The following is a 24,706-nucleotide window of genomic DNA, read 5'->3' as shown; positions in this document are numbered from 1 at the left end:
CGCGCTAGAAACACAGGCCATGGACTCCTGGCTGCGCGCGCGGATGCATGAGCTGAACGACCTGAACAGCGTCATCAACCTGGCTTCCTGGGACCGGGAGGTCTACCTGCCCTCCAAGGCAGCCTCCGCCCGCGCCCAGCAGCTGGCCACCGTCCAGGCCCTCCACCACGAGCGGCTGGTGGATCCGCGCCTGGGCGAGGCCCTGGCCCGCGCCGGGGAAGGGGGCCCGGACTTCGAGGCCCTCACGCCGGACGAGCGCGCCATGGTGCGCGTCCTCACCCGCGAGCGCGACCGGGCGGTGCGCCTGCCCGCCCGCCTGGTGACCGCGCTGGCGGAGGCGCAGGGCGAGGGCCTCCAGGCCTGGCGGGAGGCGCGCACGACGAAGCGCTTCGAGCGCTTCCGGCCCGCGCTGGAGGCGCTGCTGGCGTTGCGCCGTGAGCAGGCGGACGCGCAGGGCCACGACGGCGAGCGCTACGACGCGCTGCTGGAGGGCTTCGAGCCCGGCATGCGCGTGAAGCGCCTCACGCCGGTGCTCACCGCGCTGCGAGACGCGCTCATCCCCATGGTGGCCACGCTGGGCGAGCAGAAGCGGGCCTTCCCCGCGTTCCTCTCCGGCCGCACCTACGACACCGCCCAGCAGTGGCAGTTCACGATGCGGCTGCTCAAGGCAGTGGGCTTCGACCTGGAGTCGGGCCGCCAGGACGTGAGCATCCACCCCTTCACCAACAGCGTGCACGCGCAGGACGTGCGCCTCACGACGCGCCTGGACCCCACGTGGCCGCCGGCCGCGCTCTTCGGCACGCTCCACGAGGCGGGCCATGGCCTGTACGAGCAGGGCTTCTCGCAGGAGCACCACCGCACGCCGCTGGCGTCCGTGCCCTCCATGGGCCTGCACGAGTCCCAGTCCCGCCTGTGGGAGAACCTGGTGGGACGAGGCCGCGCCTTCTGGGTGCCGCACTTCCCCGCGCTGAAGGAGGCCTTCCCGGAGGCGCTGGCGGACGTGGACCTGGACGGCTTCCACGCGGGCATCAACCACGTGGTGCCGTCGCTCATCCGCGTGGAGGCGGACGAGGTCACGTACAACCTGCACATCGCCCTGCGCTACGAGCTGGAGCTGGCGATGCTGCGCGACGAATTGCCCGTGTCGGAGCTGCCGTCCGCGTGGAACGAGCGCATGCGGCGCTACCTGGGGATTACTCCCCCGGACGACACGCAGGGCGTGCTCCAGGACATCCACTGGGCCTGGGGAGAGCTGGGCTACTTCCCCACGTACTCGCTGGGCAACCTGTACGCGGCCTCGCTGTACGCCGCCGCGAACCGGGCGCTGCCTTCGCTGGAGGCGGATCTCGCCCGGGGCGACACGTCGTCACTGCTGGGGTGGCTGCGCACGAACCTGCACTCGCACGGCTTCCGGCTGCCCGCGGAGGAGCGCGTGCGCGCCATCACCGGAGAGGGGCTCACGGACCGGGACTTCCTGGCGTACCTGCGCGCGAAGTACGGCGCGCTGTACGGCATCAAGCTCTAGAGACCTCTAGCTAGGCCGCGAACACCAGCGGGCGGCACGCGCGCGCCAGGTGCAGCGCGTCGCGCGCGAGCGCGTGCGAGTCCGGGTCCTGCGCCTCCAGCCACGCGGCGCGGGCCACCTGGCTGCCCAATTCGAAGCACAGGCTGGCGGTGCGGCGCGACAGGCGGCTCTCCTTCTGGAGCGCGCGCACGTTGAGCTCGCACAGCTCCGCGCACTGGCGCAGCAGTCGCACCGCGTCGTCATCCGCCGCGACGCCCTGGGCCGTCAGACGTGCCATGCCGGCCTCACAGGCTGACTGACACTTCAGGCTCGCGGCGATGCACCGGGAGACCTCGATCCGCGCCCCGCCTGTCCTGGCTCCCAACATGGCCACGCCCTCCCTTTGTGCGGCGTCAAAGGTACGCACGCACGCGGTTCTCGCAACCAGCACCCAAGCCGCAGATGGGGCTTCAACATCTGCGTTCCAGGGTCATGGACAGCGAGCCGGCAAGGGATGCACAAGCCCCGCGAGCGATTCAGCCGAATCGTACAGCAGTTGCCTCTTCGTCGCGGGCGAACGTCAGCTTCCCAGCACCGGAAAGGGCTTGAGCAGCGCGACCAGCTTGTCGCCATACAGCTTGATCCGCTTTTCCCCGAGGTACGGCAGCTGCGAGAGCTCCTCCACGCTCGCGGGAGGCTTCGACGCGAGCGCGTCCATGAGCGGATTGGTGAGCACCACGCTGGGCGTCACCTTGCGCAGCGTGGCCTGCTCGACGCGGAACGCCTTGAGCGCGTCCTCGCGCTTGCGCCGGTGGGGGTCGCGCGGACCCTTGGGTTCCTTGTCCAGGTCCAGCTCGCCCCGGGTGGCCTTCTGCTGATGGTCGCGGATGAGGGCGAGGATGGCGTCGCCGTGCGCGCGCACCACCGCGCCCCGCACGCCGGCCGCGCGCGCCAGGTCCTTGTGCGTGTCCGGCTGCTTCAGCGCCAGGTCGGTGATGGCCATGTTGGACAGCATGCGGCCCATGGGCACGTTGTCCTTCTCCGCCCACTCCAGCCGCAGCTTGTGCAGCCCCTGCGCGATGGCGTACGCGAGCGCGTACTGCGCCGTGGAGAGGCCGCTCTTGGAGAGCTTGGGCTTGTACTCGGCGCCCACCTCCGGCCGGGCCTCGGCCTCCGCGCACATGCGCTCGCAGTCCAGCAGCACCTCCTCCAGGATGTCCGCCTCGCGGCACGCGTCGCGCACCTGGCGGCCCAGCTCACAGAGGTAGCGCACGTCGTTGGCGATGTAGTCGCGCATGCCCGGGGGCAGGGGACGCAGGGAGAAGTCGGACTGCTGGTGCTCCTTCGGCAGCTCCACACCCAGCCGCTCGCGCGCCAGGTCCGCCAGGCCCACCTTGGGCCACCCCAGGAGCGTCACCGCGCGGTGCGTGTCGAAGAGGCCTCTCACGCGCACGCCGGCCTCCGCCAGGAACTGGAGGTCGCCCTGGGCGGCGTGGAAGTACTTGGTGCGCGCGGAGTCCTCCATCATGGGGGAGAGCAGGCGCGGATCCACGCCCGGCTGGAGCGTGTCGAAGAGGAAGATGTCCGTGTCGGTGCCCAGCTGGAGGAAGCACAGGCGGGCGCGGAAGGCGTGCATGGCGTCCGCCTCCAGGTCCACCGCTACTTCCGGCGCGGCCTCCAGCACCCGCGTGGCGGCTTCCTCGCCTACGCGGTCCACCACATCCACGGCACCCTGAGGGAAGGTCGGCATCGCGGGGAGCAGGCTAGCGGACCGGCCCGCCCCTTTGACGTGTTTTTTCCCGAACCGCCGCTAGGATGGCCCCGCCGATGAACGACGCCCAACGTCTTGAAAAAAGCCTGCTTGGCCACATGGGCCGGGCCATCGCGGACTTCCGCCTCATCGAGGCCGGGGACCGCATCATGGTGGGCGTGTCGGGAGGCAAGGACTCCTACACGATGCTCCACCTGCTGCGAGAGCTGCAGCGGCGAGCCCCCGTGAAGTTCGACTTGCTGGCGGTGAACCTGGACCAGGGCCACCCCGGCTTCCCCGGCCACATCCTGGAGGGCTACTTCCAGAAGGAAGGCTACGCCTACAAGATGCTGAAGGAGGACACCTACAGCATCGTCCTGGAGAAGACCCCGCCCGGGAAGACGCAGTGCTCGGTGTGCTCGCGCCTGCGCCGGGGCATCCTCTACAACGCCGCCGTGCACCTGGGCTGCAACAAGATCGCCCTGGGCCACCACCGCGACGACCTCATCCACACGATGCTCCTGAACATGTTCTTCGCCGGGAGCCTCAAGGCGATGCCGCCGCTCTTGAAGAGCGACGACGGCCGCAACGTGGTCATCCGGCCGCTGTGCTACGCGCCGGAGAAGGAGATCATCCAGTTCGCGGAGGCGAAGCAGTTCCCCATCATCCCCTGTGACCTGTGCGGGTCGCAGGAGAACCTGCAGCGCAAGCGGATGCAGAAGCTGGTGGAGGACCTGGGCAAGGAGATCCCCAACGTCCGCCAGAGCCTGCTCAACGCGATGTCGAACGTGCGGCCCACGCACCTCTTGGACAAGACGCTGAACCCGGACCCGCTGAACGCGACGGAAGACGGGCCCGTGGCCACCCCCCCCACCAACGAGACGCAAGGGAGCGCCAGTCCATGGCTCGAGAGCAGGCAGTAAAGGCGCGCAAGGAGCGCAACGCGGCGCTGGTGGAAGCCATGCTGCTGGCCGCGATGGCGGACGGCAGCGTGTCCCAGCGCGAGATGCAGACGCTGCTGGCGCGCGTGCTGGAGCGCCCGGAGTTCGAGGGCACGCAGTCCGGTGAGCTGAACCAGCTGGTGGAGACCAGCGCGGTGCGGCTGTCCGAGGCGCGCAACCTGGAGGAGGTCCTCGCCTCGCTGCGCCGCAGGCTGCCGGACCACAAGAACCGGATGCTGGCCTTCGGCCTGGCGGCGGCGGTGGCGCTGGCGGATCAGCGGGCCACCCGCTCGGAGCTGGGGCTGCTCAAGACGTTCCAGGCGGCGCTGGGCATCTCCGAGGACGAGGTCGCGCAGATCATCGACGTCATCGAGCAGGGCGGCAGCCTGTCCGAGGCGCTGGGCGAGCCCCTGGAGCGGCTGTTCGCGGAGGTGATGGTCCTGGTGCTGGCGGCGGACGGCCAGCTGAAGGAGGCGGAGGCGCGCGCGATGGTGGAGAGCTTCGCGGCGGATCCGCTCTTCCAGAACGTGAGCCCGGAGCGGGCGCAGGGCTTCGTGAGCGAGTCCGTGGCCGCGCTGGCCACGGATGGCCTGCCCCAGCGGCTCCATGTCCTGGCGCACGGGCTGGCCACGCACTCCCAGCGGGTGAAGGCGTACCAGCTGGCCACGAAGATCGCCCACGCGTCCGGCCGGACGAGCAACGCGGAGCAGCGCATCCTGGATCTGCTCCAGGCGACGTTCGGTCTGGCGGACGATGAAGTGGCGCGGTTGGACCAGCAGGGGTAAACCGGGAGTCGTATGACCCCGCACGTCCCCTCCGGTTCGCGGCACTCCTTCCGTTTCGGCCTGCCGCCGTCCTTGGGCAGTGAGACGGCGCGCGAGCGCGCGGAACGGCTCGCGTCGTTCCTGCAGCGCGCGTTGGGCAAGCTGGTGGAGGTGAATGTCGCCACCAGCTACGAGACGCTGGCCAAGGACCTCCTGTCCGGGCGAGCGGATGCCGCCTGGGCGCCGCCCTTCGTGTGCGCGCGCATGGAGGCCATGGGCGTCCGGGTGCTGACGCGAGGCGTTCGCCGGGGCATGTCCAGCTACCGCTCCGCGCTGGTGGGGCGGGCGGGCTCCGGGCTGACCCTGGAGAAGCTGAAGGGCGCCACGGCGGCGTGGGTGGACCGCGATTCGGTGGCGGGCTACCTGTTGCCCAGCGCGTTCCTGAAGACGCAGGGGCTGGAGCCGTCGCGCGCGTTCGTGTCGCAGCAGTTCACGGGCTCGTACCAGGGCGCGCTGGAGGCGGTGTTGGAGGGCAGGGCGGACGTGACGAGCGTCTTCTGTCCGCCGGCCTCCACGGGGCTCACGTTCACCACGGGCGTGGAGGACGTGCTGGGTCCGGGCATGGGCGCGAAGTTCGAGCTGCTGGCGTACACGGACGAGGCCCCCAACGACGGCGTGCCGGTGGCCATGGGGCTGCCCGCGCCGCTGGTGGCGTCGCTGGAGACGGCGCTCCTGGGCTTGCCGTCCACGCCGGACGGACAGGCGCTCCTGCGCGACATCTTCAACGCGGACCGCTTCGAAGTGGCCCCGCGCATGGGCTACCGCGCGCTCTACCGCGTGGCCCTGGCGAGCCTGTAACCCGCCGCGCCGCTTCGGCGCCGCGAGGCCCGAGTTGAGCGCGGGACTCAGGGCGCGCTTCGAGCAGAGCCCAAGGCGGCCGTGCACGCCAGGCCTGGAGCCTACTTGTCGGAGTCAGGCCCGTTGCCGCGAACGGGCCTCCGGGCGGAGGACACGGAGCCCTCGGTGCGCCCCGTCTTCGAGGGCGCCTTGGCTCCGACGGAGTCCTCCGATGCGCGCACGGCCTTCGCGGCGGAGCGGCTTCCCGTCGCGTCCCCGGTGGCCTTCACGGCCTTCGCCGCGGAACGGCTCGCCGTGGAGCCCTCGGCCGGACGGGACGGCTTCGAGCCCTCCCCGCGCACGGCGCCGAACTGGGCCGTGGAGGACCGGCCGGGCTCCGCGTGCACGGCTTCATGCTTCGCGGTGGAAGAGCGAGCCGCGCCTGCATCCTCACCTCGCACGGCCTCGTGCTTCGCGGTGGATGCACGGCCCGCGTCCTCGCCGCGCACGGCGTCGAACTTTCCCGTGGAGGCACGCGCGTCGCCGCGCATGGCCTCGTGCTTCGCGGTGGGACGGCCCGCGTCCTCGTCGTGCAACGGCCGCGTGTCCGCGAGGCTCACGCCCGTGTTCTCCCGCGTCCTCACGGGCCGGGCCTCCGGGCGGCTCAGGCCCGAGTTCTCCTTCGTGCGCGAGGTCCGCTCCGCGGCGGGACTCATGCCGGAGTCCTCCGGCGACGCGGAGGCCTTCGTCGACGACTGGCTCACCGACGGCTCCGGCGCGCGCGGCGGCGTCTTCGCCGGGGCCTGCGCCTTGGCCGCGGACGGCGTCGTCCCGGGGGCCGGGGGCTTCGCGGGCGCGGGACTGCCCGGCCGGGCCATCAGGCGCGGGTCGAAGTAGATCATCGTCGGCTCGGCCGCGAAGCGCTCCTCCTCCAGCTCGTCCGCGTACACGTCCCGCATGAACGCCGCCAGGTGCGCGCTGGTGCCGGACAGCTTCTCCTGCTGGAGGAACTCCTCCAGCGCCAGCTGCAGCTCGCCCGCGGTGGAGAACCGGTCGTCACGCTTGCGCGCCAGCGCCTTGAAGACGATGGGGTCCAACGACTTCGGAATCCCGGGCACCGCCTCCGACGGCGGGACGATCTTGTGCCCCACGACGGCCTTGAGCGTGGCCATCTCCGTCTCGCGCTTGAACAGGCGTCCGCCCGTCAAGAGCTCGTAGAACACCGTCCCCAGGCCGAACACGTCCGAGCGCGCATCCAGCGGCTCGCCCCGCGCCTGCTCCGGGGACATGTACGCGTGCTTGCCCTTGATGGTGCCCACCACCGTCTGGGACAGCTTGCCCTGCGCCTTCGCCACGCCGAAGTCGATGAGCTTCACGCCGCCGTTGAAGCCCACCAGCACGTTCTGCGGAGACACGTCCCGGTGGATGAGCGACAGCTTCCGGCCAGACGGGCTGCGCGCGTTGTGCGCCGCATCCAGGCCCGCCGCCGCCTCCGCGATGATCCGGCACCGCAGGCCCAGGGGGAACCCGCCCGGGTGCGCCGACGCGCGCGGCACCAGCGACCCCAGCGGCTCGCCGTGCACGTACTCCATCGCGATGTAGTACTGCCCGTCCACGTCCCCCATCTCGTAGATCTGCGCGATGTTGGGGTGGTTGAGCAGCGCCGCGATGCGCGCCTCGTCCAGGAACATCTGGAGGAACTCGTCGTCCTCCGACAGGTGGGGCAACAGCCGCTTCACCACCAGCAGCTTCTGGAACCCCACGGGCCCCTTCTGCCGTGCCAGATAGACGGCCCCCATGCCGCCGGTGGCCAGTTTGCGCAGCAATTCATAGCGGCCGAACGTTTCCACTCCGGCCGTGACGATAGCCGCGTCAGCGCGGATCTCAAAAGCCCGGGCTTCCGCAAAAACGCGAACCGGGCCGGCCCCCCTCTGGGACCGGCCCGGCCGCGCTGCGTCACGAACCTGTTCCGACTACGGCGTCGGGGCGCAGACGCTGCGGTAGCGGATCTCCACGGACTGGCCCGGGGTGGGCACGGAGCCCGCCGCGAAGATGACCGCGTTGCGGCCCGCGTCGTAGGTCCACTGGTCCGCACCCAGGGTGCGGCCATTCACGCGCACGCTCATCTCCGCGGTGCCGTCCGGCGTCGCGGTGAGGTGGAAGTCCGCCTGAGGCTCACCGGCCTGCTGGATGATGGGGTCCAGGAACCCGCGGTAGTCCCCCTCGCAGATGGAGCCCACGGAGCCGCCCGTGCCCTTCGCCACGGAGGCGAAGCGGTCCGCGCTGGCGCCCGCGGTGGAGCAGGACGTCCCGTTGGGGACCAGCGCGTGCAGGTTGCTGCGCTGGGACATGCCCGTGCCCTTCAGCGTCTGGAGGAACTGGATGTAGCTGTCGGGCTCGAAGCCGGAGTGGTCGTCCTCGTCCGCCAGCACCACCACCGCCATGCGGGCCGCGGCGCGGGTGAAGCCCAGGTTGCCGTCGTTGGGCTGCGGGGTGCGGACGTCGTCGGCCTGCTCGGACAGCGGGGCGGACAGGCCCTGGCGCATCGTCTCCAGGCCCTGCACCAGGTTGTGGCACAGGCCCACCTCGATGTTGGACTGGATGGTGGCCGCCGCGTTGGCGCTGTTGCCGGACACCACGCGGGCGCGGCTGCCGTCCACCGGGAAGAGCCGGCCGGCCTCACCGCCGTTGGCGCCGCCGCCGCACAGCCCCTGACGCTGCACCAGGCCCGTGCTGGTGACGCCCACGCGCACGTCCACGTTCAGCTCCTTCGCACGCGCGAGCCACCCGGGAATCGCGTTGCGCAGGCGCTGCTGGTAGGGCTCCATGGTGGTGGTGTTGGAGACCACGAAGAGCACGTCCAGCTGGCTGTCGGTGCCCTGCGTGAAGCGGTCCACCTGGATGCCCTCGTGGTTGGTCTCCGCGAGCAGCGGGACGAGGAAGCGGTTCGCCTCCGTGCTCGTCTGGAAGTACAGCGGGCTGTAGTGCTGGCCCAGCACGTTGCGGGCGTAGTCCACCTCCATCTCGAAGCCCTCGCCGGGCTGGAGCGTGACGGGCGCGGTCACCGGCGTGAGCAGGGAGAACTGCTTGGACGTGCCGTTGCCGATGGTGGCGTCGCCCACGGTGAGCGGCTCGCTGCAGCGGTTGGACAGGAACGTCTTGCGCGGCTTCGCCGGGCAGTCGTAGCGGATGGGCCCGAAGTCCACGAAGGACGGCGTGGCCACCAGGCACGACGGGTTGGACACCGCGTGGATGGGCAGCGTCACCGTGGGGTGGGCCGGGTTGTTGACGGTGAGCATCAGCTCGCCGTTGAACTCGCCGCCCGTGGTGGGCGCGCGGAAGGCAATCATGGAGCTGAAGGCCGTGTCGTAGAGCACCACGCCGCCCGTGATGGGACCGCCCGGCATGGAGAACACGCCGCCGCCGTCATTGGACAGGTGCACGTTCTTGATGGCGCACTCGGCCCGGCCCGGGTTGCGGAAGTAGAAGCCCAGCACCGCGCCGCGGCCCGGCACCACGTTGGCGAACTCCAGCGACGGCTGCGGCAGGAGCTCGTACACGCAAGGGCCGGACGTGCGGGCGCGGCCCGTCAGGGTGATGGCGCGCTCGGGCGTGAACAGGTCGTTGGACTGCACGTAGAGCGTGGCGGTGAAGGTGCCCTCGTTCCGGGGCTCGAAGTAGACCTTCAGCTCCAGCGCGTCGTCGCCCGGCTGGATCTGAAGGCCGTTGGCCTCCAGCGTGGGCCAGGTGCCGCCCTTCCACGGGTAGTTCTGCGTGCCGCGCGTGGGCGTGGCCACGTCGAACTGCACCGCGTCGCCGTCCGCGCGCACGCCGGTGAAGGTGAGGGGGCCGTTGCTGCCCGCGTTGGTGATGCGGATGACCTGCTCCACCTTGCCGCCCACCGGCAGCTCGCCGAAGTCCAGCGCCACCGGGGCCACGGCCAGCGTGGGCCGGCCACCGCGCGCATCCAGCATCACGCGGGACTCACGCGCCTTGTCGGACGCGTACGCCACGGTGAGGTTGCCCACGTTGGGGCCGGAGAAGCGCGCGGCGAACTCCATGCGCATCTCCACCACCTCGCCCGGCTGCACCGTGCTGCCTTCCGGCTTGGACAGCGGCGAGAAGGCCCGGTCGCTGGTGGCCAGCGCGGAGATGGTCACCGGGCGCCAGGTGATGTTGCGCGCGCGGGTGAAGGACTCGGTGCGCTCGTGCACCGGAATCTCGTCGAAGGGCACGGGCGCCGGGTCGAACACGAAGGCGCTCGCCACGGAGTTGCCCTTGAGGTCCACCACGGACGGGGTGCACGTCTCGCAGGAGACGACCTCCAGCCGCGCGCCCATCTGCCCCAGCGCGCGGGGCAGGTACTTGGTCTTCACCACCTGCGTGCTGTTGGGCGGCACGGTGATGGTGTCCGCGGTGAACGGATCCGCGTTCTCGCCCGCGACCTTGAGGGTCAGCGGCAGGTCCACCGGGTTGGTGACGGTGACCTCCAGCGTGCGGTCGCTGTCCACCTCCAGCGTCTCGTAGTCCAGCACCGGCGGGTTGACGCCGATGCGCGTGGGCGTGCCCATGCCCTGCACGGGCAATTGCTGCAGGGCGCCCACGTTGGCGTCCGTCGTCACGCGCAGCGTCTCCTCCACCGGCCCTTCGGCCAGCGGGTGGAAGCGCACCTTGACGACGTGGGACTCGCCCGGCGGCACGCGGCCGCCGCCGTCCGTCAGCTCCACCTGGTAGGACGGGTTGTTGCCCAGTCCCAACGCCTCCAGCGCGGAGAAGGGCACGTAGCCAACGTTGCGGATGCGGACCTCCTTCTCACGCCACTCGCCCACCGGCACCTCGCCGAAGTCGAGCGCGTCCACGTCCAGCACCGCCGTGGCCTGCACCCCGCGCGTCTGGTCCTCCTCGTGACACGCCATCGTCCCCGCCACCAACGACGCCAGCAGGACGAACCGACCCCTCCACCCCATCACCATTGTCCGCTCCCCACCCTTCCCCACCACACGCACACGGATGCCCGGGACACGTGATCCATCTCGGGCTCCCCCTAATCAAGACCCGTGCCGCGCGGGACTGATCCTCAGCGACCACCGGAAATCAGGGACTTGGCGGTCACTCCAGCGGCCAAGTGAGCGCTGGAGGGAACCGGGGTGCCCTGGAGGGTGAAAGGTTTTTCCCGACCTTTTGCCAACCTGCACCCCCAACTTTTCAGGTCATGAACTTGACGCTTCCTTCGCCGGGGCGCCGGCGGTGCCAGCGACGAACTCCGCGATCGCGGCGGCGATGGCGGCGGGCTGCTCCAGGTGCACGTGGTGGCCGCCTTCGAACAGGCGGGGCGGGGCGGCCAGCGTGCGCAGGGCGGCCAGCCGCGCCTCCAGCAGCTCCGGGGCGGGGGACAGCCCTTCGGTGCCGCGAAGCAACTGCACGGGGCAGGTGACGGCGGCCTCCAGCGCCAGCCACTGGGCCTCGTCGAAGCCCTGGCCGAAGCGGCGGCGGTGGCGCGGATCGAAGGTGAAGGCGAAGTCGCCCTCCGGGGTGCGCCGGGTGCCATGGCGCGCGAAGAGCCGCGCCGCGTCCGGGGAGAGGGTGGGGTTCGCCTGACGCAGGCGCTCCGCGGCGGCCTCCACGCTGGGGTAGCGCTTGCGGTTGGGCGGCCGGCGCGAGTCGTCCAGGAAGCCGCGCAGCCGCTGCACGGCGCCCGTGGGCGGGCCACCGGAGGGCCCCAGGCTCTCGATGAGGGTCAGGCTCTGGACGCGCTCCGGGCGCGCGGCGGCGTACGCGAGCGCGACGATGCCGCCCAGCGAGTGCCCCACCAGGTGCACCGGCGGCAGGGCCAGCCCATCCAGGGTGGCCTCCACGTCCAGCAGGTGGTCGCTGAAGTGGTACGCGGCGCCGGGTCCCGCGTGGCCGCTCTCGCCCATGCCGCGAAAGTCGAGCAGCACCGTGCGCCAGGCTTCGGGCAGGTGCTCGCAGAGCGGATCAAAGCTGTGGGAATGGTCCAGCCACCCATGAAGCATCAACACGGCGGGGGCGCCGTGGGGGCCACGCTGCCGCACGTGCAGCGGCAGCCCTTCTGCGTCGACGGTGAGGGATTCGAATGCGGCGGCGGGCACGGGTGTCTCCTCGTGCCTTCACGCCTTACTCCGTCCCCCCGGGTGCTGGCGACCCTACGCGACGGTGCTGGACGACGACGCCGCCGGGCGCGGCGGGCCACCCGTGTCGGGCCGGCCGAGCACCATGGCCAACTGCCGGGCCTGGCTCTCCGTGGCGCAGCGGTACTCCTGGGTCTTGCCGTTGGGCCGGTCGATCCGAATCACCCAGACGTCATTCTCCTTGGTCACCACAGGCGCTTGAGACATGCATTCCCTCCGTGTTGAGAAGAGAAAGCATCCTTCGTGCCGACCTCGCGGAAGGAGCCAAATGCCTGATTTCCGGCCGTCTCCCACGCCCGGCGGCCGAGCAGGTGACAAAATTCGTTCAGCGATGCGACAAATTTCGCGCGCCCGGGCCGCACTCCTTGCGTAGTCCTCCAGGGCAGCCCTGAGTCGTTGGGATGACAATCATTGCCCGGCGGGGTCCGGCCACTCCCACGCCGAGCGGTAGCCGCCGTCCGTCTGGGTGCCTTCGATGAAGCGCGCGTAGAAGGGGTGGCTGCTGAGGGTGGCGGAGTCGCCCACGACGAACAGGTGCCGGCGGGCGCGGGTGAGGGCCACGTTCATGCGGCGCAGGTCGTTGAGGAAGCCCAGCTGCCCCTCACTGTTGGACCGGGTCATGCTCACCAGGACGGCGTCCTTCTCCCGCCCCTGGAACGCGTCCACGGTGTCCACCTCCACCTCCGGGTGCACGGCCTCCAGGGCCTCGCGCAGGTGGCGGACCTGGGCGCTGTACGGGGCGATGACGGCGATCTCGCGCGGGGACAGGCCCCGCTCCAGGAGCTCGCGCACGCGGGCGATGACGTAGGTGGCCTCACCCGGGTTGAGGAGGGAGTGCGTGGTGGGCTCCACCTCTTCGTCGAAGCCCTTGCCCGCGGTGTCCAGGTAGAGCACGGGCGGCGCGTCCACCTCCGCGCCCGAGCCGGAGTCGAGCACCTCGGACAGCGTGCGGTCCGCCACGGACGGATGGGCGCGCAGCTCGCCGCCGTACATCTCCTTCGAGGGGAAGGCCATGATGGCGGCGTTCATCCGGTACTGCTCGCGCAGCATGCGCTTCACGTCGTCGCCGTGGTCCTTCAGCAGGCGCTCGAAGAGGCTTACGCCCAGGCCCGCCTTCGCGGCCTCCTGGGACAGGACGGTGGGCGGCAGCTGCTGCGGGTCTCCGGCGAGCACCACCTTGGGCGCGCGCAGGAAGCCCAGCAGGGCCAGCGGCTCGGTGGCCTGGGTGGCCTCATCCAACAGGGCACGGTCGAACTCCTCGCCCGCGAGCACGCCGGAGCCCAGGCTCGCGAGCGTCACGCACACCACGTCCGCGCGGGCGAGCACGGCCTTCACCGCCTTCTTCTCCAGCTTGCGCGCCTCGTCCATCAGGTCCTTGGCCTCGGCGGTGGACGAGCGGGCATTGGAGAAGCGCTCACGGCTGCGGCCCTGGCTGCGCTGGCGCCGCGCGTAGCCGAAGAGGTCGAAGGCCTCATCGAACAGGTCGCGGCTGACGACGCGGTCCGGGTGCTCCTCCACCACGATGTCCAGCGTGTGCTCCTGCAAGCGGGCGGCGACGCGCGCGGGGTGGCCCACGCGGATGGCGCGCAGGCCCTGCTCCAGGCACAGCTCCAGCAAGTGGTCCACCGCGGCGTTGCTGGCCGCCGTGCACAGCAGGCGCTCGCCTCGCGCGACGGCCTGGGCCGCCACTTCGGCCAGCACGGTGGACTTGCCAGTGCCGGGCGGGCCGTGGACCAGGAAGAAGTCCTCCGCGGCCAGTGCGCGCTTCGCGGCGTCCTGCTGCTCCGGGTTGAGCGGGCGGGTGGGGGTGAAGTCCTTGGTGTTGTCGAAGCGCGGGGGCTCGTTGCCCAGCAGCACCTCGCGCTTGTGGCGCTCCTGGCCCTTGTCCATCGCCTTCACGCGCTGGAGGCCCGCGCGCACGCGCTCGTAGGTGACGTCGTTGGGGACGACGTCCAGGCGCAACAGGCCTTCGGACAGGTAGGCGGGCGGCTCGCGGTCGAAGGCCAGCTGGATGCGGGTGGAGGTGGCGCGCGACACGAGCGCCTTCGCCGGATCCTTCACCTCCGCGCGGCGGGGCAGCACCGCCACCAGGTCGCCGTTGGACACGCGCGTGGGCAGCCTGCCCCGGTCCGCGCGGGCGAGCGTGAGGAGGATGCGGCCACCCAGGCCCACCTCCTCCTCGACGGTCTCCAGGTCCAGCACGGACAGGCCCTGCTCCTCGCGCTCGCGCAGGGTGAGCCCTTGCGCGAGCGCGGTCATGCGAGCCTTCTCGGCCTCGCGCTCCTGGGCGAGCAGCGAGCCGAGCCTGTCGAAGAACGAAACGTCACGGGCCATGGCCCCAGGTCATGCCATCCCGGGGCGCCTGCCGTCACGGCCCGTGTGCCGGACCGTCCTGCTACTGGCAGGAATAGGTGTACGAGGACGGCGTGCTCCAGGTGCCGTCCGGGTTGATGTTGCGCACGGTGTAGCCGCTCACCGGGTAGGCCGTCGGCCAGCAGTCGCGGGCGCGCACGTCGTTGCGCAGGGCGGTGCCCAGGTCCCAGTTGCCGCGGCGGCGCTGCTTCTCATACGCGGCCACGCGGTCCACCGCCTCCACCCAGGTGGAGTCCCCGGCCAGCACGTCGCGGCGCTTCTCCAGGAACTTCTGGAGGAAGGCGGACTCCGTGATGCCGTTGTAGCCCACCACCGGGGCCACCTGTCCGCTGTTGCCCAGGGCCGTGTTCGCCTGGCGGATGAGGTCCTTCATGCCGTCGAAGCCGTGGTTGATGGACGCGTCGTAGAGCGCGGCCTTGGTGAGCGCCTGGGTGAGGCCCCACTTCGCGGCCTCGTTGATGGTGGGCGTGTAATAGAGCGCGTCGCTCACCTGGTCCTGGCACTGCTTGAAGTCCGCCTGGGTGGCGGCGGTGTTGAAGCTGGCCGCCCAGTCCGCGGTCCAGTTGCCCACGGCATCCAGCTCCGCCGTGGACGCCTGCGATTGGCCGGTGGACAGGAAGCGGTTGTTGATGACGGTGAGCGCGTTCCAGTACTTCGCCAGGCGGTTGCCATTGGCCTCCGTGCGCAGGGCCCGGTAGCACTGCACCACCTGGATGGCGTCGCCCGTGCCGGTGCAGAAGCCCGCGCGCCCGTTGGTGTAGCCGCGCCCGTCCTGGATGTTCTCCGAGTAGGCGTAGTCCAGCGTGGGCGTGTCGTTCTCCCAGATGCTCGTCAGCCCTTCCGCGACCTTCTTCTGGTTCGCGGTGAGGCCCGTGCCGCCGGGGGACGTGCCGCCGCAGCTGTCGGACTGGACCTTCACGTTGGCCGCGGTGAAGGACACGTTGGAGTTGGTGGAGTAGTTGAACGTGTAGGACGTGTTCACCGCCACCGTCAGCGACGACGTGCGCGTATACGTGCATGTGCGGCCGGATTGCGTATGCGTCCAGCCGGGCTGATCATCGTCACACGTCACGCCCGAGGGCACGTCCAGCGCGATGACCGGATTGGCGATGGCCACCGTCCCCGTGTTCTTGAAGACGAGCGTGCCCCAGTAGTCCGGCCCGTTGTACGTGTTCGTCGTCACCGAGTGCGTGCACGCGCCCAGTGCCTGTTCGACCGCGCTCAAGGCCACCGTGTCTCCGGCGTCACCACAGCCGCCGGCCAGCGCCACCAGCCCCGCCGTGAGACCCGTCATCCACGTCCGTGAAGCCGCCATGTGCCTGCCCCCACTTGGGTAAGGGGATGCCCGCCCTGGGACGGTGCATCCCGGATAGAACAGAAATAATAGAATTACGTGTGAAGCTCCAGCGGGCTGGCGGTGAAGTGTCCTGGAGTGTGGCGCGGGTCCATTCCGAGGGGGCGGTGGGCCAGAGGCCACGAGGAGACCATCTCCCCTGGTGGCGCGGTCCGTGAGGGGGAGGCAATCGATGGCGAGCGGGATGGCAGCGGTGGCGGTGGGCCCCCTGGTGTGCTTCGCCGTGGTGATGCAGGTGGGCGTCCTGCTGCTGATGGTTCGCAACCTGCGCCGCGGGGTGGAGCCGCGCCGCGAGAGCGTGCCCCTGCTGGGGGGACTCTGCGCGGCCGCCGCGCTCTCGACCTTCGTGGTGACGAGGGACGCGGTGGGGATGCTGCTGGCGCTCGCGTTCACCCTGCTCGTCGCCGTCCCGCTCTGCATGGGGATGAAGCACGACTCGGTCGTGCGGCCCCTCCTGGTGGCGAACCAACTGTTGTTGCTGGGGGTCTCCGGGCTCATCGGGTGGCGCTGGTTCTGGGAGACCCCGGTGCTGTCCTCCTTCGCGGGCCACGTGCTGTGCGCCGGGTGGCTCATGGGCCTGGGCGTGACGGTGCTCCAGGTGCCCTACCAACTGGCCTTCAACGCCGCGATGCTCCAGCCGCTGCTGCGGCGCACGTTCCTGCGTCCGACGCAGGCCTTGCCCGCGCGCAGGGAGGCCCCGCTTCCCCGGGTGACGGTGCACGTCCCCTGCTACGCGGAGCCGCCTGGGATGGTCATCGCCACCCTGGAGGCGCTGAGCCGGCAGGACTATCCGGCCTTCGACGTCGTCGTGGTGGACAGCAACACGCGGGACCCGGCGCTCTGGCGTCCGGTGCAGGCCTGGTGCGCGAGCCGGGCCGGGCGCTTCCACTTCGTCCATGTCGACCACCTGTCGGGCGCCAAGGGTGGGGCGCTCAACCTGGCGCTCCGGCTGACCTCCGCCCGGACGCAGCTGGTGGCCGTGCTGGACGCGGACTACGTCTGCGCGCCGGATTTCCTTTCAAGGCTGGTGGGCTTCTTCGACGACCCGTCCATCACCTACGTGCAGACGCCGCACGACTACCGTGACTGGAAGGGGAACCGGTTCCTGGAGGGCTCCTACTGGGAGGAGCGGCTGAACAACGGGCTCATGTTCCCGGGGCTCAATGAGTGGGGCGGCGCGTTGATCATCGGGACCGCGTGCCTCATCCGGCGCCAGGCGCTGGAGGTGGCCGGGGGCTGGTCGGAGACGTGCCTGACGGAGGATACGGAGATGTCCTTGCGGCTCGTCCTCCGGCAGGGGCAGGGACTCTTCCTGCGGCAGAGCTTCAGCCATGGCCTGCTGCCGGAGGACTTCGAGCAGCTCAAGGCGCAGCGCTTCCGCTGGACCGCGGGGCCATGCCAGCAACTGCGGACGCACTGGCGCGCGCTGCTGACCACGCCCCGAGCCGGCTCCGGCCGCCTCTTGTCGGAACCTCGGTGGATCCATGTGTTCTGCGGCCTGGAGGCCCTGACCGGGTTGCTGGGGCGGGGGCCGGAGGCGCTGGTGACGCTGGGACTGCTGGGGCTGCTGCTCGACGGGCGAACGATTCCCCTGCCGCCGGAGGTCCTCATCCTGCTGGGCGTGGGAGGCCTCTACGCGGCCGTGCACGAATGGCTGATCAGCCGGCTGCTCGGATGCGGGGCCCGCTCCATGGCGGCGTTGAGGCTGGTCAGCGCGGCCTTGAGCCACACCCGGCGGCGCGCGCGGCTCTGGGGCTTCTCCCGTCAGCCCCTGGCCTGGCGGCGCACCAGCAAGTTCAAGGCGGCCTCGCGAGGGTGGAGGGCCGCGCTCTCCTCCACGCGCGAGGAACTGTTGGCGGGCAGCGCGTGGCTGGGGCTTTCGGCCGCGTTCCTCGCCAGGGCGGACCTCTCTCCCCCGGACCTGTTCCTGGCGGCCGCCGGGATGTTCGGGATGAAGGCGTTCCGGTGCTTCTGCGCGCCGGTCGTGGCCCTCTGGGCGGACGCGGAGCTGCGCAAGGCGCCGAAGCCCGCGCTCAGCCCCGCACGTCCGGCAGCGGCAGCACCCGCCACAGCTGCGGCTTGTCGTACTGCGGAGGAATCATCCCCAGCGGCCAGCCCTCCGCCGTGAGCTCCGCGTACTGGTACCCGCGCCCCGCGAAGGGGATGCGGGTGCCGGTGCCGGGCAGCCCCACGCCGATGGCCGCGTGCGCGAGCGCGTCCGAATAGAGCATCACCGCGTCCACGCCCACCTGCCGCAGCAACATCAGCGCGAGCACCGCCTTGGAGTCGCAGTCGCCCCGGTCCTGCGCGGGCACCAGCCCCGGCGGGACGATGCCGAAGGGCTCGTCACCAGGCAGCTCGTAGCGGATGCGGCGCACGAAGCCGAGGATGAGCTCGGTGGCCTGCGCCGCGTCCAGGTCGCGCTCGCGGATGGAGGTGGCGAAGCGCTCGCCCAGCACGCGCACCGGCTCCGCGTTGCTCTTCATCAGCTCCGCGTAGATGCAGCGCATGTCCGTGCCGCAGCCCGGCGGCGCCACGTAGGTGAAGCGCTCCGGGCCCATGGCGCGGTAGCGCAGCCGCACGCTGTAGTCGCGGTGCGCCTGCTCCAGGCCGCGCTCCATCGCCTCGCCCAGGCCGTAGGCCAACTGCTGGCGGGCGGGCTCCATGCCGTCCACGCGCCAGTCATAGGACTTCGCGCGCTCCGGCGGCGTGTCCTCCGGCACCAGCACCACGCCCAGGTCCCGCATCGCCTCCAGCGGATCCGCCGGGGGCGCTTCTGTTTGGGGCTTGGGAGGATCCGGAAGCCGGCCCGCCTTGCGGCCCGCCCCGAGCTCCCAGGTGGCGAAGGCCATGAGCGCGCCCATCAGCACCAGCGACAGCAGCGTCTTCCACGTGCGCGCGACCATGGTGGCCTCAGGCGGGCGCGCGCAGCATCCCGGTGGGCAGCTGCGGGAAGGGGATGAGTCCGTTGAGCGCGGCCTGGAGGCCCGGCGCGGTGAGCAGCGCGATGACCAGCAGGAACGCGCACAGCAGGAGCGCGGCGGCGATGTTGCCCTTGCGCACCTCCGCCAGCTCCTCGATGCCCGGCGTCATCTTGTCGAACAGCCGCACGCCCAGGGCGAGCACCGCCACGCCCACCGCCAGCGACAGCGCCACGTGCACCAGCGCCAGCCCCAGCAACTGGAGCACCGAGGTCGCGGACACGGGCGGGTTCTGCACCGCCAGGTCCACCGCGTCGCTCGTGGCCTTCAGCGCGTGCTGCACGAGCAGCCCCAGCGACACGAGGCTCGTCGCGTGCACCAGCCCCGAGGCGACGTTGCCCTGGCGCAGCTCCTCCACGGGGTGGCTGTCCAGGAGGCGGCTCAGGCCGCGCATGCTCAGGCCGATGCCGAGCGCGGCCACGAGGCCGCCGAGGACGACCTTCACGAGTCCGACGACGAAGAGGGTGAGATCCATGGGGCGCGAAGGGGACTGTAGCGGAAGTCCCCCGCGCCGCCATGGCTCACGCGCGCGGCTTGCCGTCCTTCAGACGGCGGCTGAGCGTCCAGGCGAGGGCGACGAGCGCGGCCCAGCCCACCGCCGACTCCGGACCGCTGCCCACCGAGCAGCCCATGCCCTGCCGCATGTCGCTCGTCGGGTCGTACTGCACGGTCAGGTGGAAGTTGCAGAGCGCCGCGTTGCCGGCCTTGTCGATGGCGGTGACCTGCACCGCGTGCAGGCCCGGCGCGAGCGGCGTGCCCACGACGGGGCTGTAGAGGATTTCCGTCTCGGAGACGCTGTCCGTGGCGGTGGCGTTCGGGTACTCCGCGCGGGTGCCGGACATCACCGCGGTGGTCAGCGTCTGGTCCTCCGGGCAGGTGAGCACGGGCGGGCGCGAGTCGCGCACCCGGACCTGGATTTCACACATCCGGCTGTTGCCCATCTCGTCGGTGCTGCGGACCTCCACGCGGGTGAGGCCCATGGGGAACAGGTCTCCGGACGCGTGCGTGCTGGTGACGGTGACCTTCTGGGAGACGGTGTCGGTGGGCGTGGCTTCCGGCCAGAAGGCGTGACCGCCCTCGGGGCCTTCCGCCTCCACGCGGACCTCGCTCACCTTGCAGGCGTTGGAGGGCGCCTCGGCGTCGCGGACGAGGACCTGGAAGGAGCAGGTGCTCACGTTGCCGGACGCATCCTTCGCCGTCACGTTCACCTGGGTGGTGCCCAGGGGCAACACGCTGCCGTTGGCGGGGCTGTAGTCGATGAGCACGTCCTGGCTCGTCTCGTCCGTGATGCCCAGGTTCGGATAGTAGAACGTGGCGCCCTGCGGCGACTTCGCGTCCACGATGTAGTCCGTCGGGCAGCTGTAGATCCTCGGCCCCTTCAGGTCCCGCGAGGTCGTCACCGTGGTGCAGTACGTGACGCGGCCCTGATCATCCCCGGCCTGGTAGGTGAGGGGGACGGGCTGATGGAGCGGAAGCGGGTAGCCCTCCACATGGGTGGAGCGGAACCACGGCCGGCCCGGGCCGGTTCGCAGTTCGGGCGTGAGGTTGACCAGCACCGTGCCTTGCGGACTGTTGGAGGGCACGTCCCGGGTGGCCGGGCACACGAAGGTCGGCGCCGCGTCATCCCGCTCCATCCGCCACAGCGCGCGGGGCGTCCACGGGTCGCCGGCCGTCGTCAGCAGCGCGCCCTGGACCGGGACCAGTCCGGTGGGCAGCGCGTTCAGGTTGCCCGACGGCAGTCGCGTCAGCCGCGACGTGCCGGCGGGGGTGCCATCCGTGCCCCACAGCTCGCTCGCCCCCGCGCTCGACGTCACGATGAAGGCGAGCCCGCCCTCCCACGGCGTGAAGCCGCGCACGGACTGGAACCCGATGGGAGCGGGGAGTCGCACGGTGTTGGCCTCGGTGCCATCCGTCACCCACAGGGCGTCACCGGAGGCGGCGCCCTGGGCCACCACGAAGACGCGGTGGCCCACCGGGACGAGCGTCACGCCCGGGGGGCCTTCGAGCATCGTCCGGGGAAGCGTCTTCACCGGCAGGGTGCCCGCTTCGGTCCCGTTCGTGCGCCACAGCTCGATGCCATCAGGGATGCCGGTGACCAGGAAGAAGAGCGTGTCGCCCAGCACGGTGAGGTGGTGGACGCTGGGGGACACCGCGCCCGTGGTCTTGAAGCCATGGACGAGGACGGTGCCCGCCTCGGTGCCGTCCGACTTCCACAGCCCGCGGCCGTGCTGCTTGTCCTCCGCGCTGAAGTAGAGCGTGTTGCCCACGGCGGTGAGGTGGTGCGGCAGCGAGTCGCTGACGCCGGCGTTGATGTCGCGCACGAGCGCGGTGCCCGCCTCGGTGCCGTCCGTGCGCCACAGCTCGAAGCCCTGCTCCGTCTCCGCGGAGAAGAACACCGTGTTCCCCACGCGCGCGAAGCCGTTCGCGTTGGCCACGGCGAGCCCCGGGTAGATGTCCTTGACGGGCACGGTTCCCTCGGCGGTCCCGTCCGACTTCCAGAGGTCGAACTCCGTCTCACCCATGCCCGCAGGGGTGAAGAGCACGGAGTCCCCGAACACGAAGACGGGCCCCTGGAAGGCCACGCCGTCGAGCCGGCCCGGGTTGAGCTCACGCGTGACGTGCGTGCCCTCGCGCGTGCCGTCGCTCGTCCACAGCTCGCGTCCGGTCTCCGCCGACGTTGCCGTGAAGAACAGGCGGAGCGGCGTGGCGCGCAGCGAGCCCGGGTCGATGCGCGCGCCGGACGGCAGCAGCTCCTCCTGGAGGGAGCGGGTGCCCGCGGGCGTTCCGTCGGTGACCCACAGGTCCTGGACGTAGGGACCGGCGCCGCCGTCGCCCGGCGTGGCGAGGAAGTAGAGGCGCCCGTTCAGCTCGGCCGTGGCCCGCGCATCGAGGCGATTGAAGTCCGGGATCAGCTGAGGGGTGGCATTGAGGTCCACCAACCGGCGCACGCTCATCGGATCCATCTGGGCGGGGGCTTGCTGCGCGAATGCCGGGGCCGCGCCCACCACCAATGACAACGCCGAAAGCCACGCACGACCGCTGACCATCCCCATGCCCGCCCCTCCACGCCCGCCTGCCCGCCGCCTGGCCCTGCTGAGGGCGCACCGTCATCACGCCCACGCCGGGCTACAACCCGTGCCCGGTCCGACTGTCCGACAGGTTGCGCTCCGCCGGTGTCATGCCTGTTTCATGTGTTCACCACCGGCCGACGCCCTCGGGAACCCTCACCGACACGGCCCGCTCCTGTCGCACTCCTCCCGCCCTCGCGGCAGGCGGTTGACGCGCAGGGGCGTGGGTCGGGACTTCGCCGTGGCGGTGGGTCGCCAGTACTCCGACGCGACCCCCACGACGGGCACCATCTACCTGGGTGGTGGTGGAGAGAAGCTGGAGGTGCTGGTCCGCCGCGAACCGGAGTCTCCCGAGGGGCAGTAAGCCGGAGGCCGCACCGGCTGTCTCAATCCAAGACGCATTTCGCGACGTGTCATGACGGTTCATGAAACAGACTTGCGAATCCCTCCGGGTCTGATCTCCCGCCTCGTGAAGGCGGGCCTTCCCCGGTTCTCGTGTTGAGACATCGCGATTCCTAGACTGTCTTTCCCCCTCAGTTGGAGAAAGGCAGACATGGATTCCGTTTCCAGTCATCCCGAGCGCCGCTTGCGGGTGGCGTCGCCGGAGGCCGTCCCGTTCCTGCTCGTGCCGGAGCCCCTCCTTCCGGAAGTCGAGCACCCCTGTCGCATCCCGGTGAAGAGCGTGGAGGAGGCGGAGTTCCTGGCCGCCGTGCTGCAGGAGCACTGCGGCCTCTACCTGGGCGCGCGCGCCGCCGAGTTCCCCGCGCTGGCGGAGTGGGCGGACGCCACGCCGGTGGGCGTGCGCGTGGGCCAGCCGTGGAAGAAGGACGCGCCGGAGAACGTCTCCGAGCTCCTGGCCCGCATCCCCGTGCGCAACCCTGTCTCCGAGGGACGACAGTCCTTCACTGAGGCGGAGCAGGCCCGCCCGCTGGAGCGCATCGACCCGGTGCTCGTGCACAAGCGCGACCCGGCGAACGTGCTGCTCGCCAACCCCTGCCGGGTGGGAGCGCTCCATCAGTTCAACGCGTTCACCGACTCGCCGGAGTTCGTCTTCGACCATCCCTCCGAGCACGTGCAGGGCATGCTGCTCACGGAATTGGCCCGGCAGGCGGCCATCGCGGCCATCCACGGCGTGGGGCTGCCGTTGGACTGGTCGCTCATCCTGACGCGCCTGACGCTGGAGTTCCGGCGCTTCGTGCGCAACGACGTGCCGGTGGTGGTCCGCACGTTCACCAGCTTCCGGCTCCCGGAGTGGGCGGAGCCGGTGCGCAGCGACGGGCGCCGCAACCGCATGTGGATCGCCGTGCAGGGCTGGCAGGAAGACACCTGCTGCTACTCGGGGCTGATTGGCGCCGTGAGCGCGAAGGCGGCGTCATGAAGGGCCTGCACCGTTGGATGCCTACGCTGCTGCTGGTGACGGGCGTGGGGCTGCTGATTCCGCTGGGCTTGCGGCAGGTGCTGCGCACGCCGGAGGACAGCCGGCCCATCGCGGGCCTGATGCTGGGCCTGTACCTGACGTGGATGCTGGTGGAGAGCCGGGTGACGCTGCGGGAGACGAGCAAGCCCACGGCGGAGCGGGACAGCGCCACGCTGGAGCTGTATGCGATTGCCCGCCTGACCACCATCCTCCTCGCGGTCGCGCTCCCCACGCTGGAGCTGGGGCCGGTGCCGCGAGCCGTGGGGCTGTTCTGTTTCATCGCCGGGGTGTCGCTGCGGCTCACGGCCATCCGCACGTTGGGGAAGGCCTATTCGCACCGGGTGCGGCTGCCGGACGCGAGCCTGCTCGTGACGGAGGGCGTGTACCGGAGGCTCCGGCACCCGGCGTACACCGGCATGCTGCTGGCGCACGTGGGCTACCTGCTGGTGTTCCCCGCGGTCGTGGGCATCGCGGTGTTCGCGCTGCTCTTCGTCCCGGCGGTCCTCCTGCGCATCCGGCACGAGGAGCGGCTCTTGCTGGGCTCCTTCCCGGGCTACGCCGAGTACGCGGCGAGCCGCAAGCGGTTGGTCCCATGGGTCTGGTAGGCGGCGGCTTCGGCGTCGTGCTCACGGGCGCGACCGGCATGGTGGGGCAGGCATTCCTGCGCCAGCGCGGAGCGCATCCCGTGCACGCGCTGGTGCGCTCGCCCGACGGCCGCGACTGGGGAGACGGTGTGCACGTCGTGCGGGGAGACCTGCACGACATCCCGGAGGCGTTGTTCCCGTCGTCTCCCTACGTCGTCCTGCACCTGGCCACGAAGCAGCGGGACCCGGACGGCACGGGCTACGAGCGGACCAACGTGGACGGCACGCGGCGGCTGCTGTCGCGGCTCACGGGGGACTGCCGGGGCGTCCTCTTCGGCAGCTCCATGTCTGTCTATGGCGCGGGTCCGCATCGGGGCGTGAAGGAGGACCATCCGCTCAGGCCCGTCACCGCCCTGGCCCGTTCGCGCGTGGCGGCCGAGGATGTCATCGCGGAACACGCGGTCCGGACGGGCCGTCACGCGGCGCTGCTCCGGCCGCGCTTCCTGCTCGGGCGCGGGGACCGGTTCGTCCTGCCCGCGATGGTGAAGTTCCTGAAGCAGGGCGTGCAGGTCGGGGGCGACGCGGTGGGGTGCTCGGTCATCGACGTGGATGACCTGGGGCGCATCCTCTGGAGGCTCGCGAGGCGGATGGTGGAGACGCCGCGTCCCGAACAGCAGGCGTTCAATGTCGCGTACTCACAACCGCTGCTGCGAGGAGAGTTCCTGGGCACGGTGGGGCGGGGGCTGGGGCTGCCCCCGCCACTGGTGAAGGTCCGTGCTCCAAGCTGGCTCCCGCGAGTCCTGCGGGAGGCCCCCAGCCGGAGGGCCCGGGCGATGGCGGAGCGTCTGGAGTTGCTGGTCCATTCACAGTGTCTGGATGTCTCGCGGCTCGTGGCGGTGCTCGGGCCGGAGGACCTGTTGGCGAGGTCCCCGGTGGATGCCCTGCGAAGCGCGCTCAATGACTTTCGTCCCTGAAGGAATCCCC

20 protein-coding genes are annotated in these 24,706 nt (G+C 70.9%); 9 read left to right on the top strand and 11 right to left on the bottom strand.

Translation table 11 applies throughout. The features are described from left to right. The first annotated feature begins 19 nt into the window (after positions 1 to 19). Positions 20 to 1,525 carry a carboxypeptidase M32 gene (locus ACX114_RS32615; RefSeq protein WP_459291096.1) on the top strand — a complete coding sequence of 502 codons (1,506 nt, stop codon included), beginning with the start codon at positions 20 to 22 and terminating at the stop codon, positions 1,523 to 1,525. A 10-nt stretch (positions 1,526 to 1,535) separates the two neighbouring features. Here ACX114_RS32615 and ACX114_RS32610 read toward each other — a convergent pair whose 3' ends face one another. Continuing rightward, positions 1,536 to 1,802, bottom strand: a complete 267-nt coding sequence (locus ACX114_RS32610) for a hypothetical protein (protein WP_459291094.1) — start codon at positions 1,800 to 1,802, stop codon at positions 1,536 to 1,538. Between the two features lie 282 nt (positions 1,803 to 2,084). Further along, positions 2,085 to 3,254, bottom strand: a complete 1,170-nt coding sequence (locus tag ACX114_RS32605) for a ribonuclease D (RefSeq protein ID WP_459291092.1) — start codon at positions 3,252 to 3,254, stop codon at positions 2,085 to 2,087. Between the two features lie 65 nt (positions 3,255 to 3,319). Here ACX114_RS32605 and ttcA point away from each other — a divergent pair, with 65 nt between their 5' ends. From ttcA to ACX114_RS32590, 3 genes are read left to right on the top strand one after another with little or no spacing between them, the layout of a single operon-like run. Then, on the top strand, positions 3,320 to 4,177 hold the full coding sequence (gene ttcA / locus ACX114_RS32600; RefSeq protein ID WP_459291090.1) for a tRNA 2-thiocytidine(32) synthetase TtcA: 858 nt from the start codon (positions 3,320 to 3,322) through the stop codon (positions 4,175 to 4,177). Continuing rightward, positions 4,156 to 4,980, top strand: coding sequence for a TerB family tellurite resistance protein (locus ACX114_RS32595; protein WP_459291088.1), 825 nt, complete (start codon positions 4,156 to 4,158; stop codon positions 4,978 to 4,980). The genes ttcA and ACX114_RS32595 overlap by 22 nt, the downstream gene beginning before the upstream one ends. 12 nt (positions 4,981 to 4,992) lie before the next feature. Beyond that, positions 4,993 to 5,817, top strand: coding sequence for a phosphate/phosphite/phosphonate ABC transporter substrate-binding protein (locus ACX114_RS32590; protein ID WP_459291086.1), 825 nt, complete (start codon positions 4,993 to 4,995; stop codon positions 5,815 to 5,817). A 101-nt stretch (positions 5,818 to 5,918) separates the two neighbouring features. On the opposite strand, the gene ACX114_RS32585 is transcribed toward ACX114_RS32590, so the two are convergent. From ACX114_RS32585 to ACX114_RS32560, 6 genes are all read right to left on the bottom strand, one after another. Then, positions 5,919 to 7,646 carry a serine/threonine protein kinase gene (locus ACX114_RS32585; RefSeq protein ID WP_459291084.1) on the bottom strand — a complete coding sequence of 576 codons (1,728 nt, stop codon included), beginning with the start codon at positions 7,644 to 7,646 and terminating at the stop codon, positions 5,919 to 5,921. Positions 7,647 to 7,769: 123 nt separating this feature from the next. Next, complete coding sequence (locus ACX114_RS32580) at positions 7,770 to 10,769, bottom strand: choice-of-anchor D domain-containing protein (RefSeq protein ID WP_459291082.1); 3,000 nt, start codon at positions 10,767 to 10,769, stop codon at positions 7,770 to 7,772. Positions 10,770 to 11,006: 237 nt separating this feature from the next. After that, the gene (locus ACX114_RS32575; protein ID WP_459291080.1) at positions 11,007 to 11,906 is read right to left on the bottom strand and encodes an alpha/beta fold hydrolase; all 900 of its coding nucleotides are present in this window, start codon (positions 11,904 to 11,906) and stop codon (positions 11,007 to 11,009) included. Positions 11,907 to 11,960: 54 nt separating this feature from the next. Next, on the bottom strand, positions 11,961 to 12,152 hold the full coding sequence (locus ACX114_RS32570) for a hypothetical protein (RefSeq protein WP_459291078.1): 192 nt from the start codon (positions 12,150 to 12,152) through the stop codon (positions 11,961 to 11,963). 201 nt (positions 12,153 to 12,353) lie between these two features. Next, the gene (locus ACX114_RS32565) at positions 12,354 to 14,279 is read right to left on the bottom strand and encodes an AAA domain-containing protein (protein ID WP_459291076.1); all 1,926 of its coding nucleotides are present in this window, start codon (positions 14,277 to 14,279) and stop codon (positions 12,354 to 12,356) included. 61 nt (positions 14,280 to 14,340) lie between these two features. Then, complete coding sequence (locus ACX114_RS32560) at positions 14,341 to 15,633, bottom strand: chitosanase (RefSeq protein WP_459291074.1); 1,293 nt, start codon at positions 15,631 to 15,633, stop codon at positions 14,341 to 14,343. A gap of 211 nt (positions 15,634 to 15,844) precedes the next feature. On the opposite strand from ACX114_RS32560, the gene ACX114_RS32555 reads away from it, so the two are divergent. Continuing rightward, a complete protein-coding gene (locus tag ACX114_RS32555) occupies positions 15,845 to 17,800 on the top strand; it encodes a glycosyltransferase (protein ID WP_459291072.1) in 1,956 nt (651 codons plus the stop codon). Here the strand turns inward: ACX114_RS32555 and ACX114_RS32550 are convergent. The 3 genes from ACX114_RS32550 to ACX114_RS32540 are packed head-to-tail and all read right to left on the bottom strand — an operon-like array spanning position 17,706 to position 21,706. Then, positions 17,706 to 18,578, bottom strand: a complete 873-nt coding sequence (locus tag ACX114_RS32550) for a hypothetical protein (RefSeq protein ID WP_459291070.1) — start codon at positions 18,576 to 18,578, stop codon at positions 17,706 to 17,708. The two genes, ACX114_RS32555 and ACX114_RS32550, sit on opposite strands and share 95 nt — an antisense overlap. Positions 18,579 to 18,585: 7 nt before the next feature. Continuing rightward, positions 18,586 to 19,128: a DUF350 domain-containing protein gene (locus ACX114_RS32545; RefSeq protein WP_459291068.1), complete on the bottom strand. Its 543-nt coding sequence runs from the start codon at positions 19,126 to 19,128 to the stop codon at positions 18,586 to 18,588. Positions 19,129 to 19,174: 46 nt separating this feature from the next. Continuing rightward, on the bottom strand, positions 19,175 to 21,706 hold the full coding sequence (locus tag ACX114_RS32540) for an HYR domain-containing protein (RefSeq protein ID WP_459291067.1): 2,532 nt from the start codon (positions 21,704 to 21,706) through the stop codon (positions 19,175 to 19,177). A gap of 256 nt (positions 21,707 to 21,962) precedes the next feature. Between ACX114_RS32540 and ACX114_RS32535 the strand changes: the two genes are divergently transcribed. From ACX114_RS32535 to ACX114_RS32520, 4 genes are all read left to right on the top strand, one after another. Then, positions 21,963 to 22,085, top strand: coding sequence for a hypothetical protein (locus ACX114_RS32535; RefSeq protein WP_459291065.1), 123 nt, complete (start codon positions 21,963 to 21,965; stop codon positions 22,083 to 22,085). Positions 22,086 to 22,274: 189 nt separating this feature from the next. Beyond that, positions 22,275 to 23,099 (top strand): AfsA-related hotdog domain-containing protein, encoded by an 825-nt coding sequence (locus ACX114_RS32530; protein ID WP_459291063.1) that lies wholly within the window; start codon positions 22,275 to 22,277, stop codon positions 23,097 to 23,099. Between the two features lie 17 nt (positions 23,100 to 23,116). Next, positions 23,117 to 23,743: a methyltransferase family protein gene (locus ACX114_RS32525; RefSeq protein WP_459291061.1), complete on the top strand. Its 627-nt coding sequence runs from the start codon at positions 23,117 to 23,119 to the stop codon at positions 23,741 to 23,743. Then, positions 23,731 to 24,696, top strand: a complete 966-nt coding sequence (locus tag ACX114_RS32520; protein ID WP_459291059.1) for an NAD-dependent epimerase/dehydratase family protein — start codon at positions 23,731 to 23,733, stop codon at positions 24,694 to 24,696. Before ACX114_RS32525 ends, ACX114_RS32520 begins: the two co-directional genes overlap by 13 nt. Positions 24,697 to 24,706: the final 10 nt, after the last annotated feature.

The organism is Corallococcus sp. M7 (genome assembly GCF_054512695.1).
The sequence above is the reverse complement of the archived record's forward strand: the minus strand, read 5'-3'. Positions and strand labels throughout refer to the sequence as shown.